Raw genomic sequence first — 18,718 nt, 5'->3', positions numbered from 1 at the left:
CGAAGGGGTTCCACCAGCGGAATTTGAAGTTGTAGGCGTAGAGGCGTTGGCGGGCGCGGTTGAAACGTAGGGGTAGATCTCTGGGAGAAGCTACATCGAGCTTCCAGAAAATTAGAATCGACCAAATACCGACGAGAACGACAGAGCCGAGTATTAACGACTCTTCACGCCACAGTGCTCGTGCACTGGAAAAGTAACTCCACAACAAGTCAGCAACCATGAGACTTATGATTATTGCAAACCAGATCAGCAAGCCTCTGATAAGCGCTGCCGCTCGCGGCAACTCCAAATAGATCTCATCCTGATGATTGGGTGTGTCAAATCCAAGAGCAGGAATCACAGTGACTATTTCGTCCGGACGAGGCAGATCTTCCTGCCAGCCAGAGCAGGGCGGAACAAGTTCAGGCTTTTTCATAAGGTAGACGCCTTCACCCGCTTAGAAAACTTGTCTTCAACCACAGTCAGCCGGGCTACGCCGGATTCATCGCTTTTGTCTGGCCAATACGCAACCTCAAGCTTCACTGCATGGAAATTAGGGGTTCCCCAATAGGCAATCTCCCTCCAGATCGTGACTGTTTTTGACTCCGTATCGTGATGAATGATCGGAACCGACTTTTGAAGCTCGCCGTCCAGTTCTGCCACTGAAACCGGAGCGGATGGCGTTTCATCCGTTCCACCGTAACGTCCCCCGGCGATGATGACCCCCGAGGAGTCACCTGGCCGGTAAGTCCTCAGCGCCCATTCATAACGTGACGCGTCGGCGGAGTACCCTGGGAGAACAATTCTGTATTTGAGGGTTCCGCCGTCCGCCGTGAACTCAGGAGTAGGTCTGTGCACGATATAGGTCACGTCAAGGTCCGCGTCCAAGCCCAACAGCGCCGCATTCAACGCGCCGATGGCTGCATCCATTTCGTGCGATTCCAGCCAGCGTCGATGCTCGACGGGCAGCCCCCAGAGCGAATGTCGTGCCCAGAACTCCAGGGGCTGCGACTCTAATCTTTTCGCCAACACTGCAAGTCCAAAAGCAATAAAGCCAAGAAGAACAGCGAGGGCGAGCGGAACGAGAAGCATGCTTGTCCCCCAAACAGAACCCACTATCCCAGCCCCTGCGGAAACTGCAGATGTAATAGCCGCCCCCTTGTAAACATCACTTGCCGCTTCATCACCAACTTCTCCAGTCCGCCCCGCTGCCAACGCATACTGCAACCCCTCCACCGCAGTCGCCGCAGACACAATCGCCCCACCGAATTGCAGAATCCGGCTTCCCAATCCAACCTGCACTACCCCGCCAGCAGAGCGAACCGCAACCTCCAAATCCGGCCGCAACGTCTGAATAACCCCACCAACGATCTCGACCCCCGCCCCCATCACCCCGACCGAAGCCGACACCACCGCCATCACCGCTTCGTCATGCTCGTCGCCAACCGCCGTAAGCATGTTTTTGTGGCTTCTGCGCAGCGCATCGTGCTGGAAGTACAGGCTGCCCACGGACATCCCCAGATTGAGCACACCGGTGGCGTTGAAACTCATGGGATTGCGCATGCGGCGCATCGAGTCGTCGGCCAGCAGGCGGGCGTCCTCGGCACTGAGGCTGAGGTGGTGCGCCAGGTCCTTCATGCCGGCCTTGAGGGCAGGGCTGTCGATGCTGACGCTGCGCAGGGCATCGCCGAGGCCATCGCCGAGACCGCTTCCCAGTTTGCCCAGGCGAGCTTTGAGGCTTTCGACGCTTTCCGTCGTCCATACGACGACATCGATCAGCTTGGCGTGGCTGCTGGCCAGTGCCGGGGCAAAGTAGTTGTTCAGCAGCATGGTCCGTACCTTGCGCTCGGCCGGCTTGCGGAATTGCTGGTCGACCTTGGTGGCATACCGCTCGACACCCTCGTAGAGCACTTTGTTGAGCAGCGTGAGGTACTCGCCCAGCTTGAGGGATATGGTGATCCGGGTGGTCTGGACGCCGTAGTAGCGCAGCCAGATCTTCCGGTGCAGTTCCAACAGCAGGGTTCTGCTCTTTTCCGAAAGATGTTCTCCGAGGGCATTACTGGCGGTGGCGGCAGCGCCGAGCAACTGGCCGACAGCCTTTTTCACCTCGTTGCCCACGAACTCGTCGGCTTTCATGCCGCCGATCAGGGTCTTGCCACCGTGGAAGACCCGGGTCTGCTCGTCGCCGGCCAGGTCGTGGGCGAATTGTTCAGGCCCCGTTTTGTCGCGGTCCCGCATGGCCTTGTGGAACAGGCTGTCCTGATCTTCCAGTTGCTCCAGCCAGAGGCTGCGCGTTGCACCGAACTCCTTGGCGGTGCGGGACTCGGTGACGCCTCCGGCATGACACTTCGCCAACATGCAGACAAAGCCATCATGCGATTCAGCGACCTGGCAGTCGTAGTCGTGGACTGCCGCCAGCCGGAACGCCGCGCCATCGTGATGATCGGCATAGAGCTCGGCGACGTCGTCGACAGTCTTCTGCCAGGTCGCGAGGGTCTTGTCGTAGTGATCCTGGAACTTTTTACGGGCTTCTTCGTTGTAGCGCTCGTCGAGCCGTTCACGGGCATCGGTGATTGCCTCGGTGCCCCGGCGCTCCTTCTCCTGCTCCAGATCGAGGGCCGGCATGGGAGTCATGTAGGTAGGGTACCCCTGGGACTTCTCCGCGATGGCGTTGTAGTTCTCCCGATTCTTGACTGCTGTCTTGGCCTCCTCGATCGCACGGGCACGCGCTGTACTGACCTGGAACTGACGAACACCAAGCAACGTCTGGGAGGTGAAGTGCTTGAAACACCGTTCCGGTTCGGCAATCCATTCCTGCATGGCCTGATAGCGCAGCACCCGCTGGGCATTCAACTCCTGGACCATGCCGAGGGGATCGGGCAGGACCAGGGCCAGCACGCCCTTGGGCAACTGGTATTCCTTGGTCACGGCACGCACATGCCCGGCCATGGCACGCAGCCGGTCATTGCGTGGGTAGAAGCCGTGCACGCTGCGGAAATCGCCAGCCATGGAATAAGAATATTCAAGCACCTGCTGCAACTGCAGGTCGTTTTCGGTCATGGCGATGCCGACGCTGGCCGGGTCTTCGCGGGCGACCTTGAGGTCGAGCTTGTAGAAGCGTTCGTCGAGGTTCATGCCGTCGACCACGCCGCCCTGCTTGTAGGCACGCAGCACCTCTTTGGGCCAGGGGTCGTTGGCAATGGCCAGCCAGGCAGTGGAGTACCTGTGGGTGTTGATATTGAGGAAAGCGGCGGGAATGTCATGGTCCTGCTGGACGCAGAGCTTGCTCAAGGGCACCGGTTCCTCACGCGGGATCTGGAGCGCCGGGAACTGACGCAAGGCGCCTTCGGGGGTGATCTGGTAGGCCTGCCAGTACTTGCGGTCGAGCAGGACATAGAGGAAGCCGCGGCGCAGGATGCGCGGCTGGTCGGGCACCATGCGTACGGCCGTGACCTCGGAGTCACGGGACACCGGCAGCGCCTGGGTTTGCCAGGGCTCCGGAGCATAGGCAGCGCGCAGCGGCAGGATAGGCAGGCCCCAGCGCTGGCAGGTCATGCAGCGTTCGAGAGGGACCGGGTCGAGTTGCTCGGTGGCCGCCTCGAGGTTGAGCTCGGGCTTGAAGTTGATGTTGAAAGTCATGCGAGAGTCCCTGCAACGATATTCCGACCACCGGATTCAGCGTCGGAGCGCATTTGGATAAAGGCTCACCAAGGTGCAGGGCCATCTGTTGACTGGCCGCTGACCCTGGGGATTTCCCTGGAAACGATTCCGGGGAAAGCCTGCATGGCGAACAGCGGCCTGAGATATAGGAAAATTCCTAAGCAACCCACTGAAATTCCTTAACTTTCAGCATGGATTGACCTTAGAGGTCGTTGGTGTCTGTAGAATCGGCAGCATGCTCAATCTCCCCCAAGCCCCCCTGCAACGCCTGTCCCTGTCCTGGCTCCACGAGTCCGGTATCGACGCCGCGATCCTGCGTCTCGACCTGATCGACCCGCTGGTCAGTGGCAACAAGTGGTTCAAGCTTCTCGAACACCTGCGCATCGCCCAGCGCAACCAGGCGCCGGGCATCATCAGCCTCGGCGGCAATCACTCCAATCACCTCCACGCCCTGGCCGCTGCCGGCCAGCGTTTCGGTTTTGCCACCGCCGGCCTGCTGCGCGGCGAGCCGCAGGACACCCCGACCACCCGCGATCTCGAAGCCTTCGGCATGCAGTTGCACTGGCTCGGCTATGGCGGTTACCGCGCGCGCAACCAGCCCGGTTTCTGGACGCCGTGGCAGCAACGCTACCCCGGCTGGCACTGCGTGCCCGAGGGTGGTGGTGGCGCGGAGGGGGCCAAGGGCTGCGGGCTGATTGTCGAGCAGGCCCGGGCGCAACTTTCCACTATCAGTTGGGGCCATTACGACGCCTGGTGGCTGGCCGCAGGAACCGGCACTACCGTGGCCGGGTTGGTGCAGGCGGAAGCGGGTGCGGGTGCGGGTGCCCATCCGGTGCATGGCGCGCTGGCGGTACCCAGGGGGTATGGCGTGGAAGAGAATCTATCGGCCTTGACCGGCTATCACCTGCACGACGCCTGTCGCGGCGGCTTTGCCAAGGTGGACGCGGAACTGCTGACCTTCATCGAGCACTGCGAACGGGAATCCGGCGTGCCGCTGGAGCCGCTGTACACCGGCAAGGCGCTGATGGCCCTGAAAGAAAACGCCGGGTGCTTCGCCCGAGGCACCCGGCTGATCTTCGTGCATACCGGCGGCCTCCAGGGCCGCCGCGGCTTTTCCGGCCTTTAATCCTTGCCCGGCAGCATCCGCAGCAGGGTGTTGTCCTTGCGCACATAGTGGTGGTACAGCCCGGCCACGGCATGCAGGCCGATCAGCCAGTAGCCGAGGCTGGCGAACCATTCGTGCCAGCCCTTGACCGTTCGCGCCAGTTCCTTGTCCGGCTGCACCAGCGCCGGCAGTTCGAAGCCGTAGAAGGGGATCGGTTTGTCGGCGGCGCTGAGGATCACCCAGCCGGCCAGCGGCAGGCCGATCATCAGGGCATACAGGGCCCAATGCACCAGGTGCGAGAGGCCGATCTGCCAGCCCGGTGGAGCAGGGACGATGCGCGGGGTCGGTCGGGTCAGCTTGAGGAACAGGCGTAGCCAGACCAGCAGGAACACGCTCAGGCCGAGCATGAAGTGCAGGGTCTTCATCAGCTCCCGCTCCGGGCTGTCCTTGGGAAAGATGCCGCGAAACTCCATGCAGGCGTACACCGCCGCCAGCAACACCAGCATCAGCCAGTGCAAGGTCACGGACAGGCTGCCGTAGCGCTCCCGGGTATTGGTCAGGCTCATCGGGTACTTCCTCGTCAGGTCACGGATTGGGCGCTCTTGCTGGCGCTGTCTCTACAGGGTAGATAGCCGAGTGCTGTTACGGAGGAGGGATTGCGGAAAAAAGCCCGGGTAAAGCTTGGTGATTGATGTTGTGACTGCTGGCCTCATCGTCGGCAATGCCGACTCCCACAATGTTCTGGGCCAGCCGGAGCATCTGTGCTCGACGCTGACCCTGTGGGAACTGGTCTTGCCAGCGATGAGGCCCGCAAGAACAACACAGACCAGCAAGATCGATGTCGAGGCTGATGGCCTCATCGTCGGCAACGCCGACTCCCACAGGGTTCTGGGCCAGCCGGAGCATCTGTGCTCGACGCTGACCCTGTGGGAACTGGCCTTGCCAGCGATGAGGCCCGCAAGAACAACACAGTCCAGCAAGATCGATGTCGAGGCGGATGGCCTTATCGTCGGCAAGCCAACTCCCACAAGGTTCTGGGCCAGCCACAGTCTCTGTGCTCGACGCGGGCCCTGTGGGAGCTGGCTTTGCCAGCGATGAGGTCCGCAAGATCAACACAGACCAGCAAGATTAATGTCGAGGCGGATGGGTCAAGTTGGCGGGCAGATTTTCCGCCAGGTGCGGCCAGCTGTCGGCAACCAGGAAGGCGCGCTGCGCTTCCTGCCAGTCGCCATCCGCGCCCGGCTCCAGGCGCACCATCAGTTGCGCCTGGGCCTGCGGATCGAGAGCGGCCAGCCAGTCCTGCAACTGCGTTGGTGTCCACACAGCACTGCTGGCAACCCGCGCCGGTCCGAGCCAGGCCTGGCGCGGCAGCAATTGCCAACGACCGTCGCCATGGGCGGCGTGGAAGGCGGGCCAGTCGCGCTGGTGCAGCCAGCGTCCGCGCAGGTGGCCGGGGTGTGCGCCCTGGGGGGCGTCGGCGTGGACGTGCCAGGGGTAGAACAGATAGCCGCCGAGCCAGAGTCGCGCCTGGACCCGGTCGAGCCTCAGTCCGGCCAGGGCCTCGCGGCTTTCCGGGCGGGCCGAGATGGGCAATTGGTGTTCGGCCAGGTGGGCCAGCTTGTGGCCCAGGCGGTCGTGGCAACCGGGTCCGAGCCAGTGCGCCGGGTCGACGCCGTCGCCGTGTTCCGGGCCGAGATAGAACTTGATCGCCAGCTCCAGGTGATGCACGCCCTCGCGGTCGCGCAGGAGCACGTCCAGCTCGCCGAGGGTGTGCCCGCCCTGGCGGATCGGCAGGTTGGCCGCCAGCAGTTCGACGCCGGGGGCCTGTTGCAGGGCGAACTGCCAGAGCCGCTCGTAATAGATGCCGAGACGCCGGCTGGCCGAGCGCGACAGCCAATCGAGCAACAGGGCCGGGTCATGCTCCAGCTTCAGCAACCAGTCGCGCAGGGCATCCGGATCGTCCACCCAGCCGCTGCCGCTCAACGGATGCCGCTGTGGCCACGGCGCCTGTGCCAGCAACGGCGGCGACAGCAGCGCCCAGGCCAGGTCGCGGACCGCGGGCTGGCGCAGATGGCGGGGCAGGGCGTGAAGGTCGGCGAAGGGGTTCATCCAGCGAGCATAGCCTTGTTTATAGGGCGCCGTTTGCCGCAGGCCGGGGCACTGGCCCATAATCGGGCCTTTGACCGTGCGCCTTTTGAACCTCGTTAGCCCAAGCAGGAACCCCATGGAGCAATTTCGCAATATCGGTATCATCGGCCGCCTCGGCAGCTCCCAGGTACTCGATACCATCCGCCGACTGAAAAAATTCCTGCTGGAACGGCATCTTCACGTCATCCTCGAAGACACCATCGCCGAAGTCCTGCCTGGCCATGGCCTGCAGACCTCCTCGCGCAAGCTGCTGGGCGAAGTCTGCGACCTGGTCATCGTGGTTGGCGGTGACGGCAGCCTGCTCGGCGCCGCCCGCGCCCTGGCCCGGCACAACATCCCGGTACTGGGGATCAACCGCGGCAGCCTGGGCTTCCTCACCGATATCCGCCCCGACGAACTGGAAGTGAAGGTCGCCGAAGTGCTCGACGGCCATTACCTGGTGGAAAACCGCTTCCTGCTCCAGGCCGAAGTGCGCCGCCACGGCGAGGCCATCGGCCAGGGCGATGCCCTCAACGACGTGGTCCTGCACCCGGGCAAGTCGACCCGGATGATCGAATTCGAGATCTACATCGACGGCCAGTTCGTCTGCAGCCAGAAGGCCGACGGCCTGATCGTCGCCACCCCGACCGGCTCCACCGCCTATGCCCTGTCCGCCGGCGGGCCGATCATGCACCCCAAGCTGGATGCCATCGTCATCGTGCCGATGTACCCGCATACCCTGTCCGGACGGCCGATCGTGGTCGACGGCAACAGCGAACTGAAGATCGTCGTGTCCCAGGACATGACCATCTACCCGCAGGTCTCCTGTGACGGCCAGAACCACTTCACCTGCGCCCCCGGCGACACCATCACGGTGAACAAGAAGCCGCAGAAGCTGCGCCTGATCCATCCGCTGGACCACAACTACTACGAGGTCTGCCGGACCAAGCTCGGCTGGGGCAGCCGCCTGGGTGGTGGAGGCGACTGATGCTCGATCCCGCGCGCAGTTTCGACCTGATCGGCGATGTACACGGATGTGCCCTGACCCTCGAACGCCTGCTCGACGCCCTCGGCTACAAGCGCCAGGGCGGGGTGTGGCGGCACGCCCAGCGTCAGGCGCTGTTCCTTGGCGACATCATCGACCGCGGCCCGCGCATTCGCGAGGCCCTGCATATCGTCCATGACATGGTGGAAGCCGGCCAGGCGCACTGCATCATGGGCAACCACGAGTACAACGCCCTCGGCTGGACCACCCCGGCCGCGCCCGGCAGCGGCAAGGCCTTCGTCCGCGAGCACACGCCACGCCATGCGCGGCTGATCGACGAGACCCTGACCCAGTTCGAGCAGCATCCCGGCGACTGGCATGACTTCCTCGGCTGGTTCTACCAGTTGCCGCTGTTCGTCGATGCCGGGCGCTTCCGCCTGGTGCATGCCTGCTGGGATGCCCAGGTGATCGCCACGCTGCGCCAGCATTATCCGGACGGGCGTATCGACCCGGCCTTCGTGCAGGCTTCGGCCGAGCCCGACAGCTTCGCCCACCTGGCCTGCAACCGCCTGCTGCGCGGCACCGACATGCGCCTGCCGGACGGCCTGACCCTGACCGGCGGCGACGGCCTGACCCGGGCCTTCTTCCGCACCAAGTTCTGGGAGGAGGACCCGCAGACCTACGGCGATATCGTGTTCCAGCCCGACGCGCTACCGGAGGCGGTGGCCAGCGCGCCTTTGTCCCGTACCCAGAAAAACGCCCTGCTGCGCTATGCCGAGGACGAGCCGCTGCTGTTCGTCGGGCATTACTGGCGCAGCGGCAAACCGACGCCGATCCGCGCCAACCTCGCCTGCCTGGACTACAGTGCCGTGTTGTACGGCAAGCTGGTGGCGTACCGGCTTGATGACGAAACCCGGATCGACCCGCGCAAGTTCGTCTGGGTCGACGTGGAACGGCCGGAGGCCAGTCAATGAATGTGGTGCCGATCCTGCGCCAGCCGCTGGATGCCGACCTGAGTGGCTTCGTCCAGTTGTTGCGGCGCCTGCAGGTGCCGCATCGGGTCACCGAGGAAGCCGGCGAGCAGGTGCTTTGGGTCGCCGAGACCCTGGCGGGACAGGTCAGCGAGTTGTACCAGCGCTATCCCGACGGCGATCCCCACGGCGAAGTGCAGCCGCTGCTGGATACCCCGCCCCCGGCGCAAGCGGCCCGCCCCGGTTTCGCCGAGCAGATGCGCACCAGCAAGGCCACTGCCGGGGTATTGCTGCTGTGCCTGATCGTCGCCGGCCTGACTGGCCTGGGCGACAACCTTTCCACCCTGCGCTGGCTGACCTTCGTCGATTTCCGCGTGCAGGGCGATTACATCTACTTCATGCCGCTGGAGGCCAGCTTGCAGGCCGGCCAGTGGTGGCGCCTGTTCAGCCCGATGCTGATTCACTTCGGCATCCTCCACCTGGCCATGAACGGCATGTGGTTCTGGGAGCTGGGGCGGCGCATCGAAGCGCGCCAGGGCGTCTGGATGATGCTCGGCCTGAGCCTGGTGTTCGGCCTGGTGTCCAACGCTGCGCAGTACCTGTTTGGCGGCCCGGGCCTGTTTGGCGGGTTGTCCGGCGTGCTGTACGCCTTGCTCGGGCATATCTGGCTGTATCAATGGCTGGCGCCGGCGCCGGTCTATCGCATGCCGCGCGGCGTGCTGGTGATGATGCTGGTCTGGCTGCTGCTGTGCCTGTCCGGTGTGGTCAGCCTGCTCGGCTTCGGCCAGATCGCCAACGCCGCCCATGTCGGCGGTCTGTTGGTCGGATGCCTGAGCGGGCTCTTGGGCGGGGCGCTGGCCCGGCGTAAACTGACGGCTTGATTTGGGAGACGCTATGTCCACTTTTGCGCAAATGATCGAAAACATCACCCCGGAAATCTACGAGAGCCTCAAGCTGGCCGTGGAAATCGGTAAATGGGCCGACGGCCGCAAGCTCACCAGCGAGCAGCGCGAACTGTCCCTGCAGGCAGTGATCGCCTGGGAGATGCAGAACCTCCCGGAAGACCAGCGCACCGGCTACATGGGCCCGCAGGAATGCGCTTCGCAGTCCAAGACCGTGCCGAACATCCTGTTCAAGTCGGATGCGATCCATTGATCGAAGTCGGCCGTGGTTCCATTCGCAAGATGGCCGCGCGTCTCGAGACGCCGGTCGTGCAATACGCTTTCCGCCTGGATGAGGTCGAAGTGCCGGTCAACCCGATGATCGGCCAGACCGTGCGTCTCGAATACCTGGGCGCCATCCATTGCAGCCATTGCGGCAAGCGCACCAAGACCAGCTTCAGCCAGGGCTACTGCTACCCGTGCATGACCAAACTGGCCCAGTGCGACGTGTGCATCATGAGCCCGGAGAAGTGTCACTACGACGCCGGCACCTGCCGCGAGCCGTCCTGGGGCGAGCAGTTCTGCATGACCGACCACGTGGTCTACCTGGCCAACTCGTCGGGGGTCAAGGTCGGCATCACCCGTGCCAGCCAGCTGCCGACCCGCTGGCTCGACCAGGGCGCCAGCCAGGCCCTGCCGATCCTGCGGGTTGCCACCCGCCAGCAATCCGGCCTGGTCGAAGACCTGCTGCGCAGCCAGGTGGCCGACCGCACCAACTGGCGCGCGCTGCTCAAGGGCGACGCCGAGGCGGTGGACCTGGTGGCCGTGCGCGACCAGTTGTTCGGCAGCTGCGCCGAGGGCATCAACATCCTCCAGGAGCGCTTCGGCCTGCAGGCGATCCAGCCGCTGACCGATGGCCAGCCCCTGGAAATCCGCTATCCGGTCGAGGCCTACCCGAGCAAGATCGTCAGCTTCAACCTGGACAAGAACCCGGTGGCCGAAGGCACGCTGCTGGGGATCAAGGGCCAGTACCTGATCTTCGATACCGGCGTGATCAACATTCGCAAGTACACGGCCTACCAGTTGGCCGTGCATCAGTAACGCCGTGAATTAGCAATGCTGTGATTAGTAAAAGGACCGCCACATGCGTACCGAACAGCCGCAAGTGATCTACCTCAAGGACTATCAGGCGCCCGAGTACCTGATCGACGAAACCCACCTGACCTTCGAGCTGTTCGAGGACCACACCCTGGTCCACGCGCAACTGGTCATGCGCCGCAACCCGGCCCGTGGCGCCGGCCTGCCGCCGCTGGTGCTGGACGGCCAGCAGCTGGAACTGCTCAGCGTCGCCCTCGACGACCAGGCCCTGGCCGCCGGCGACTACCAGCTCGACGACAGCCACCTGACCGTGCAGCCGAAGAGCGAGCAGTTCACCCTCGACACCAGCGTGCGCATCCACCCGGAAAGCAACACCGCGCTGGAAGGCCTGTACAAGTCCAGCGGCATGTTCTGCACCCAGTGCGAGGCCGAGGGTTTCCGCAAGATCACCTACTACCTCGACCGCCCGGACGTGATGAGCGCCTTCACCACCACGGTGATCGCCGAACAGCACCGCTACCCGGTGCTGCTCTCCAACGGCAACCCGGTGGGCAGCGGCCCGCAGGAAGACGGCCGGCACTGGGCGACCTGGGAAGACCCGTTCAAGAAACCCGCCTACCTGTTCGCCCTGGTGGCCGGCGACCTGTGGTGCGTCGAAGACACCTTCACCCGCCAGTCCGGGCGTGACGTGACCCTGCGCATCTATGTCGAGCCGGAAAACATCGACAAGTGCCAGCACGCCATGACCAGCCTGAAGAAGTCCATGCGCTGGGATGAAGAGGTCTATGGCCGCGAGTACGACCTGGACATCTTCATGATCGTCGCGGTCAACGACTTCAACATGGGCGCCATGGAAAACAAGGGCCTGAACATCTTCAACTCCAGTTGCGTGCTGGCCCGCGCCGAAACCGCCACCGACGCCGCGCACCAGCGGGTCGAGGCGGTGGTCGCCCACGAGTACTTCCACAACTGGTCGGGCAACCGCGTGACCTGCCGCGACTGGTTCCAGCTGTCGCTGAAGGAAGGCTTCACCGTGTTCCGCGACGCCGAATTCAGCGCCGACGTGAACTCGCGTACGGTCAAGCGCATCGAGGACGTTGCCTACCTGCGCACCCACCAGTTCGCCGAGGACGCAGGTCCCATGGCCCACGCGGTGCGTCCGGACAGCTTTATCGAGATCTCCAACTTCTACACCCTGACCGTCTACGAGAAGGGTTCGGAAGTGGTGCGCATGGTCCGCACCCTGCTCGGAGCCGAGGGCTTCCGCAAGGGCAGCGACCTGTATTTCGAGCGTCACGACGGCCAGGCGGTGACCTGCGACGACTTCATCAAGGCCATGGAAGATGCCAATGGCGTCGACCTGACCCAGTTCAAGCGCTGGTACAGCCAGGCCGGCACGCCGCGCCTGGCGGTCAGTGAGGCATATGACGCTGCTGCGCAGACCTACAGCCTGACCTTCCGCCAGAGCTGCCCGGAAACCCCGGACAAGGTCGAGAAGAAGCCGTTCGTGATCCCGGTGGAACTGGGCCTGCTCGACGCCCAGGGCAACGACCTGCCGCTGCGCCTGCAAGGCGAGGCCGCGGCTGTCGGTACCAGCCGCGTGCTGTCGGTGACCGAGGCGGAGCAGACCTTCACCTTCGTCGGCATCGCCGCCAAGCCGCTGCCGTCGCTGCTGCGTGGCTTCAGCGCGCCGGTCAAGCTGTCCTTCCCCTACGACCGCGACCAGCTGATGTTCCTGATGCAGCACGACAGCGACGGCTTCAACCGCTGGGAAGCCGGCCAGCAGCTGTCGGTGCAGGTGTTGCAGGAGCTGATCGGCCAGCAGCAGAAGGGCGAGAAGCTGGTACTGGACCAGCGTCTGGTCACTGCCCTGGGCAGCGTGCTGGGCAATGACGCGCTGGACCAGGCCATGGTCGCCGAGATGCTCTCGCTGCCGAGCGAAGCCTACCTCACCGAAATCAGTGAAGTGGCCGATGTCGATGCCATCCACACCGCCCGCGAGTTCGCCCGCAAGCAACTGGCGGATCAACTGTTCGATGGCTTGCTGGCGCGCTACCAGGCCAACCGCGAGGTCTCGCGCAATACCGCCTACGTCGCCGAAGCCGAGCACTTCGCCCGCCGTGGCCTGCAGAACATCGTGCTGTCGTACCTGATGCTCAGCGGCAAACCTCAGGTGCTGGAAGCGACCCTGGAGCAGTTCGACGCCTGCGACAACATGACCGAGCGCCTCACCGCCCTGGCGGTCCTGGTCAACTCGCCGTTCGAAGCCGAGCGGGCCAAGGCGCTGGAAGCGTTCGCCGAGCACTTCAAGGACAACCCGCTGGTCATGGACCAATGGTTCAGCGTCCAGGCCGCGAGCACCCTGCCGGGTGGTCTGGCGCGGGTGCGCAAGCTGATGGAGCACCCGGCGTTCACGATGAAGAACCCGAACAAGGTGCGTGCCCTGATCGGTGCCTTCGCCGGGCAGAACCTGGTCAACTTCCATGCGGCGGATGGTTCGGGCTATCGCTTCCTGGCCGATATCGTCATCGAGCTCAACGCCCTCAACCCGCAGATCGCCTCGCGGCAACTGGCGCCGCTGACCCGCTGGCGCAAGTATGACGACAAGCGTCAGGCGCTGATGAAGGGCGAACTGCAGCGGATCCGTGATTCCGGGCAGTTGTCCAGCGATGTGTTCGAGGTGGTGAGCAAGAGCCTCGCCTGATCGGCCAGCCTCCGGGGCCTCATCGCCGGCAACGCCGGCTCCCACAGGATTCGCGTTGTACTCAATTCCTGTGGGAGCCGGCGTTGCCGGCGATGAGGCCATTAGCTACACCATCAAATTCCCGCCTGCTTCTTGCCGATAACAAAAGATAACGTCCCGTTCGTTGTCAGCCCTTCGCAATCCCCATTAGGATGGCCATCAGCTATTGCAGGGCTCTGGAACACGCTTTTCGCAGTACCTGCATCTGGATTCACCCACATAACAAGAACCGGGGGACAGATCGATGACCGAGCCTCTTATAGCGCGGCAGCACAGCATATTGCGCACGAGGCCATGGGCACTGGCGGCGAGCATGGCCGCACTGTTGACCATGGGTTTCTGGGCCGACAGCGTCGAAGCCGCAAACGCCCAGGAGGCGGACGTCTGGTCGACGCTTTCCGCCAAGTCCGACAAGGGCCTGCTGCTCGACGTGACCAAAGCCGGCGCGCGCCTGGTGATGGTCGGCGAACGTGGCCATATCCTCTATTCCGATGACCAGGGCAAGACCTGGACCCAGGCCAAAGTGCCGACCCGCCAGTTGCTGACCGCCGTCACCTTCGTCGACGACAAGCATGGCTGGGCCGTCGGCCATGACGCGCAGATCCTCGCCAGCAGCGACGGTGGCGCGACCTGGAGCAAGCAGTTCGAAGACCTGTCCCGCGAAGCGCCGCTGCTCGACGTCTGGTTCGAGAACACCGAGCACGGCATCGCCATCGGCGCCTACGGTGCCATGCTCGAAACCAGCGACGGCGGCCAGCACTGGCAGGACGTCGGCGACCGCCTCGACAACCCCGATGGCCTGCACCTGAACGGCATCGCCCGGGTCAAGGACGCCGGCCTGATGATCGTCGGCGAGCAAGGCTCGATGTACCGCTCCAGCGACGACGGCCAGACCTGGGAAAAACTCGAAAGCCCCTATGAAGGCTCGTTCTTCGGCGTGATCGGCACGGCCCAGGCCAATACGGTCCTGGCCTACGGTTTGCGCGCCAACCTGTTCCGCTCCACCGACTTCGGCACTACCTGGCAGCCCATCAGCCTCCAGGCCGCCCGCGGTCCGCTTCAATTCGGCCTGGCAAGCGCTACGCTTCTCGATGATGGCAGTCTGGTACTGGTCGGCAATGGCGGCACCGTCCTGCGCAGCAGCGACGATGGCCAGAGCTTCAGCGTCTTCAACCGTACCGACCGCCTGGCCCTGGCTGGAGCCAGCGGCCTGTCCGACGGCAATCTGATCCTGGTGGGGCAGGGCGGCGCGCACTTCGCCACCGCCACCGGAGCCGAGAGGGCGCAACCATGACCGTTCGGGAGCCGTTCAACATGAACCAGCAACACCATCAGGACAAACCGACCACCCTCGAGCGCCTGATCTTCAACAACCGCCCGGCGGTGATCGCCATCTGTCTGCTGGTGAGCATCTTCCTGTTCTGGCAGGCCACCCTGATCCGCCCGTCCACCAGCTTCGAAAAGATGATTCCGCTGGAGCACCCGTTCATCCAGAACATGCTCGAGCACCGCAATGACCTGGCCAACCTCGGCAACACCGTGCGCATCTCGGTGGAGGCGACCAACGGCGACATCTTCGACAAGGACTACATGGAAACGCTGCGGCAGATCCATGACGAGGTGTTCTACATTCCCGGCGTCGACCGCTCGGCGCTGAAGTCGCTGTGGAGCCCGGCGGTGCGCTGGACCGAGGTGACCGAAGAAGGCTTCTCCGGCGGCGAGGTGATCCCCAACACCTACGACGGCTCGCCGCAAAGCCTCGATACCCTGCGTGACAACGTGCTCAAGTCCGGGCAGATCGGCCGCCTGGTGGCGAACAACTTCAAGTCCAGCATCGTCGACGTGCCGCTGCAGGAGTCCTACCCGGACCCGCAGGACCCGGGCAAGCAGATCAAGCTCGACTACCAGCAGTTCTCCCACCAGCTGGAAGAGAAGATCCGCGACAAGTACCAGGCGCAGAACCCTAACGTGAAGATCCATATCGTCGGCTTCGCCAAGAAGGTCGGCGACCTGATCGACGGCCTGATGATGGTGGTGGGCTTCTTCGGTATCGCCTTCGTCATCACCTGGATCCTGCTGTACTGGTTCACCTGGTGCATCCGCAGTACCGTCGCGGTACTGATCACCACCCTGGTGGCGGTGGTCTGGCAGCTCGGCCTGATGCATGTGGTGGGCTTCGGTATCGACCCCTATTCGATGCTGGTGCCGTTCCTGATCTTCGCCATCGGCATTTCCCACGGGGTGCAGAAGATCAACGGTATCGCCCTGCAATCCAGCGGCGCCGACAACGCCCTGACCGCCGCGCGACGGACCTTCCGCCAACTGTTCCTGCCGGGGATGATCGCCATCCTCGCCGACGCCGTGGGCTTCATCACCCTGCTGATCATCGATATCGGGGTGATCCGCGAGCTGGCCATCGGCGCCTCCATCGGTGTCGCAGTGATCGTCTTCACCAACCTGATCCTGCTGCCGGTGGCGATTTCCTATGTCGGCATCAGCAAGAAGGCCGTCGAACGCAGCAAGAAGGACGCGACCCGCGAACATCCGTTCTGGCGCCTGCTGTCGAACTTCGCCAGCCCCAAGGTAGCGCCGGTGTCGGTGGCCCTGGCCTTGCTGGCCTTCGGCGGCGGCCTCTGGTACAGCCAGAACCTGAAGATCGGCGACCTCGACCAGGGCGCGCCGGAGCTGCGTCCGGACTCGCGCTACAACAACGACAACGCCTTCATCATCGACAACTATTCGACCAGTTCCGATGTGCTGGTGGTGATGGTCAAGACCCCGACCGAGGGCTGCTCGGCCTACGGCACCATGGCGCCGATCGACGAGCTGATGTGGACCATGGAGAACACCCCCGGCGTGCAGTCGGCGATCTCCCTGGTGACCGTGTCCAAGCAGATGATCAAGGGCATGAACGAGGGCAACCTGAAATGGGAAAGCCTGTCGCGCAACCCTGAGGTGCTGAACAGCTCGGTGTCCCGTGCCGACGGCCTGTACAACGGTGATTGCTCGCTGGCGCCGGTGCTGGTGTTCCTCAACGACCACAAGGCCGAGACCCTCGATGGCGTGGTCAAGGCGGTCAAGACCTTTGCCGACAGCCACAACCGCGAAGGCCTGGAGTTCCTCCTCGCCGCCGGCAACGCCGGGATCGAGGCGGCCACCAATGACGTGATCAAGTCGGCCGAGCTGACCATCCTGATCCTGGTGTACATCTGCGTGGCGGTGATGTGCATGATCACCTTCCGTTCCTTCGCCGCGACCCTGTGCATCGTCCTGCCGCTGGTACTGACCTCGGTGCTGGGCAACGCACTGATGGCCTTCATGGGCATCGGCGTCAAGGTCGCCACGCTGCCGGTGGTGGCGCTGGGCGTGGGTATCGGCGTGGACTACGGCATCTACATCTACAGCCGCCTGGAAAGCTTCCTGCGTGCCGGCCTGCCGCTGCAGGAGGCCTACTACCAGACCCTGCGCTCCACCGGTAAAGCCGTGCTGTTCACCGGCCTGTGCCTGGCCATCGGCGTGTGCACCTGGATCTTCTCGGCCATCAAGTTCCAGGCCGACATGGGCCTGATGCTGACCTTCATGCTGCTGTGGAACATGTTCGGTGCCCTGTGGCTGCTGCCGGCACTGGCGCGCTTCCTGATCAAACCGGAGAAACTCGCCGGGCAGAAGGGCAACTCGATCTTCGCCCACTGATCCCCGGGGAACCCTCGCGCGGGCCAGGCGTCTCAACGTCTGGCCCGCGCTGCATTTGGGCTATCATTGGCGCCTTTCCCCCGACCATGGCAGTTCCCCGATGACCACCCTTGCCCACGCCCTGCAATCCTGCGACATGCTGTTGATCGACGGCCTGCACTGCTTCGACTTCGTGCATGACGACAACGGCCTGCGCGCCGAATGCATGGACGGCCGCGCGCTCAAGCGCTGGGTGTTCAGTGCCGCCCAGGTCGAGGCCGCCCGCGCCGAAGGCGGGGATTGGCTGATCGACAGCGACAACGGTGCGCACCGCCTGGTGTGCATGGGCGCCCTGCGCGCCCCGGAGGACGATGACTACGAAGATGAAGAGGGTGCTGGCGAGCCTGCTGATCGCTAGCGGCATGAGCATGACCGCGCATGGCCATGAGCTGCTGGTGGGCAGCTACACCGATGGCGCCAGCCAGGGTATCTACCGCTACCGGTTCAGCGAGGGGCGGATCGACGCGTCGCCGTTGCAGGTCGTCGAGACCAGCAACCCTTCCTGGCTGACCCTGTCTGCCGATGGCCGTCGGCTGTTCGCGGTCAACGAACTGGCGCTAGGGCAGGTCTCGGCATTCAGCCTGGATCCCTACCATGCGTTGACACCGGTGAACCAGGTCACCAGCGAAGGTGCCGAGCCGACCCACAGCAGCCTCAGCCATGACGGGCGCTTCCTGTTCGTCGCCAACTACGGCGGCTCCAACGCCGAGGGCGGTAGCCTGGCGGTCTTGCCGGTACAGGTCGATGGCAGCCTCGGCAGGCCGGTGCAGCAACTGCGGCATGCGCCGAGCCAGGTCGACCTCGAACGCCAGGCCACGGCTCATGTGCACTCGGTGGTGTCCTCTCCGGATGGCCGCTTTGTTTTCGCCAGTGACCTGGGGGCGGACAAGGTTTTCGTTTATCGCTATGAGCCGGACCGCTCCGAGCCACTGACCCGCATCGACGAAGTCGCCTTGCCGCCCGGCAGCGGCCCGCGGCACCTGCTGTTCAGCGCCGATGGCCGGCATGCCTGGCTGACTTTGGAAATGAGTGCCGCCGTGGCAGTGTTCGATCACCGCGACGGTCATCTCACCCTGAGTGGCAGCGTGCCGCTGACCGATATCGCCGACCCGGCGGCGAAGGCGGGCGCGGCGTTGCATACGTCGAAAGACGGGCGGTTTCTCTATGCCAGCAACCGCGGCACGGTCAACGAGTTGGTGGTATTTGCCATCGACCCGGTCGATGGCGGGCTGACCTTCCTGCAACGGCGCGCAGTGGAAGGTGATCACCCACGAGAGTTCGCCCTCGATCCTGACCAGGACTTCGTGTTGGTAGCCAACCAGAAAAGCGCTGAAATCGTGGTGATCCGCCGCGATCCGGCAACCGGATTGCTGGGCGAGGTGGTGCAGAAGTTTGCCCAGCCAGCGCCATCGGACCTGAAGTTCATCGATTGACTAT

At 63.8% G+C, this 18,718-nt stretch carries 16 protein-coding genes; 12 read left to right on the top strand and 4 right to left on the bottom strand.

The features are described 5' to 3' along the window. Both ACODSK_RS26330 and ACODSK_RS26325 read right to left on the bottom strand, forming a co-directional pair. Positions 1 to 415: DUF6708 domain-containing protein (locus ACODSK_RS26330; RefSeq protein WP_489020110.1), on the bottom strand; the 415-nt coding region annotated here is incomplete at its 3' end. Then, entirely contained in the window at positions 412 to 3,618 is a 3,207-nt protein-coding gene (locus tag ACODSK_RS26325) for a T6SS effector BTH_I2691 family protein (RefSeq protein WP_489020108.1), read from the bottom strand. The genes ACODSK_RS26325 and ACODSK_RS26330, both read right to left, overlap by 4 nt. 256 nt (positions 3,619 to 3,874) lie before the next feature. On the opposite strand from ACODSK_RS26325, the gene ACODSK_RS26320 reads away from it, so the two are divergent. Continuing rightward, positions 3,875 to 4,765 (top strand): 1-aminocyclopropane-1-carboxylate deaminase/D-cysteine desulfhydrase, encoded by an 891-nt coding sequence (locus ACODSK_RS26320; RefSeq protein ID WP_489020106.1) that lies wholly within the window; start codon positions 3,875 to 3,877, stop codon positions 4,763 to 4,765. Here the strand turns inward: ACODSK_RS26320 and ACODSK_RS26315 are convergent. Further along, positions 4,762 to 5,310: a cytochrome b gene (locus tag ACODSK_RS26315; RefSeq protein WP_489020104.1), complete on the bottom strand. Its 549-nt coding sequence runs from the start codon at positions 5,308 to 5,310 to the stop codon at positions 4,762 to 4,764. The two genes, ACODSK_RS26320 and ACODSK_RS26315, sit on opposite strands and share 4 nt — an antisense overlap. A gap of 118 nt (positions 5,311 to 5,428) precedes the next feature. Between ACODSK_RS26315 and ACODSK_RS26310 the strand changes: the two genes are divergently transcribed. Next, complete coding sequence (locus ACODSK_RS26310) at positions 5,429 to 5,842, top strand: hypothetical protein (protein ID WP_489020102.1); 414 nt, start codon at positions 5,429 to 5,431, stop codon at positions 5,840 to 5,842. 30 nt (positions 5,843 to 5,872) lie between these two features. On the opposite strand, the gene ACODSK_RS26305 is transcribed toward ACODSK_RS26310, so the two are convergent. Next, entirely contained in the window at positions 5,873 to 6,853 is a 981-nt protein-coding gene (locus tag ACODSK_RS26305; RefSeq protein ID WP_489020100.1) for a DUF1853 family protein, read from the bottom strand. A 115-nt stretch (positions 6,854 to 6,968) separates the two neighbouring features. Between ACODSK_RS26305 and ACODSK_RS26300 the strand changes: the two genes are divergently transcribed. The 10 genes from ACODSK_RS26300 (at position 6,969) to ACODSK_RS26255 (ending at position 18,714) form a co-directional block, all read left to right on the top strand. After that, a complete protein-coding gene (locus ACODSK_RS26300) occupies positions 6,969 to 7,859 on the top strand; it encodes an NAD(+) kinase (RefSeq protein WP_330077717.1) in 891 nt (296 codons plus the stop codon). Then, on the top strand, positions 7,856 to 8,830 hold the full coding sequence (locus ACODSK_RS26295) for a metallophosphoesterase (protein WP_489020116.1): 975 nt from the start codon (positions 7,856 to 7,858) through the stop codon (positions 8,828 to 8,830). Before ACODSK_RS26300 ends, ACODSK_RS26295 begins: the two co-directional genes overlap by 4 nt. Next, positions 8,827 to 9,708, top strand: a complete 882-nt coding sequence (locus tag ACODSK_RS26290; RefSeq protein WP_489020098.1) for a rhomboid family intramembrane serine protease — start codon at positions 8,827 to 8,829, stop codon at positions 9,706 to 9,708. The genes ACODSK_RS26295 and ACODSK_RS26290 overlap by 4 nt, the downstream gene beginning before the upstream one ends. Positions 9,709 to 9,721: 13 nt before the next feature. Continuing rightward, positions 9,722 to 9,982 (top strand): YeaC family protein, encoded by a 261-nt coding sequence (locus ACODSK_RS26285; RefSeq protein WP_489020096.1) that lies wholly within the window; start codon positions 9,722 to 9,724, stop codon positions 9,980 to 9,982. Then, a complete protein-coding gene (locus tag ACODSK_RS26280) occupies positions 9,979 to 10,809 on the top strand; it encodes a DUF2797 domain-containing protein (protein WP_489020094.1) in 831 nt (276 codons plus the stop codon). The genes ACODSK_RS26285 and ACODSK_RS26280 overlap by 4 nt, the downstream gene beginning before the upstream one ends. A 43-nt stretch (positions 10,810 to 10,852) precedes the next feature. Then, positions 10,853 to 13,510 carry an aminopeptidase N gene (gene pepN / locus ACODSK_RS26275; protein WP_489020092.1) on the top strand — a complete coding sequence of 886 codons (2,658 nt, stop codon included), beginning with the start codon at positions 10,853 to 10,855 and terminating at the stop codon, positions 13,508 to 13,510. Between the two features lie 283 nt (positions 13,511 to 13,793). Then, on the top strand, positions 13,794 to 14,843 hold the full coding sequence (locus ACODSK_RS26270; RefSeq protein WP_489020091.1) for a WD40/YVTN/BNR-like repeat-containing protein: 1,050 nt from the start codon (positions 13,794 to 13,796) through the stop codon (positions 14,841 to 14,843). After that, a complete protein-coding gene (locus ACODSK_RS26265) occupies positions 14,840 to 17,242 on the top strand; it encodes an efflux RND transporter permease subunit (RefSeq protein ID WP_489020089.1) in 2,403 nt (800 codons plus the stop codon). Before ACODSK_RS26270 ends, ACODSK_RS26265 begins: the two co-directional genes overlap by 4 nt. A 100-nt stretch (positions 17,243 to 17,342) precedes the next feature. Continuing rightward, a complete protein-coding gene (locus ACODSK_RS26260) occupies positions 17,343 to 17,639 on the top strand; it encodes a DUF5629 family protein (RefSeq protein WP_489020088.1) in 297 nt (98 codons plus the stop codon). Continuing rightward, the gene (locus ACODSK_RS26255; protein ID WP_489020114.1) at positions 17,605 to 18,714 is read left to right on the top strand and encodes a lactonase family protein; all 1,110 of its coding nucleotides are present in this window, start codon (positions 17,605 to 17,607) and stop codon (positions 18,712 to 18,714) included. The genes ACODSK_RS26260 and ACODSK_RS26255 overlap by 35 nt, the downstream gene beginning before the upstream one ends. The last annotated feature ends 4 nt before the right edge of the window (positions 18,715 to 18,718 follow it).

Source organism: Pseudomonas sp. FG98 (genome assembly GCF_057808595.1).
This window is presented reverse-complemented; position numbering and strand designations above follow the sequence as displayed.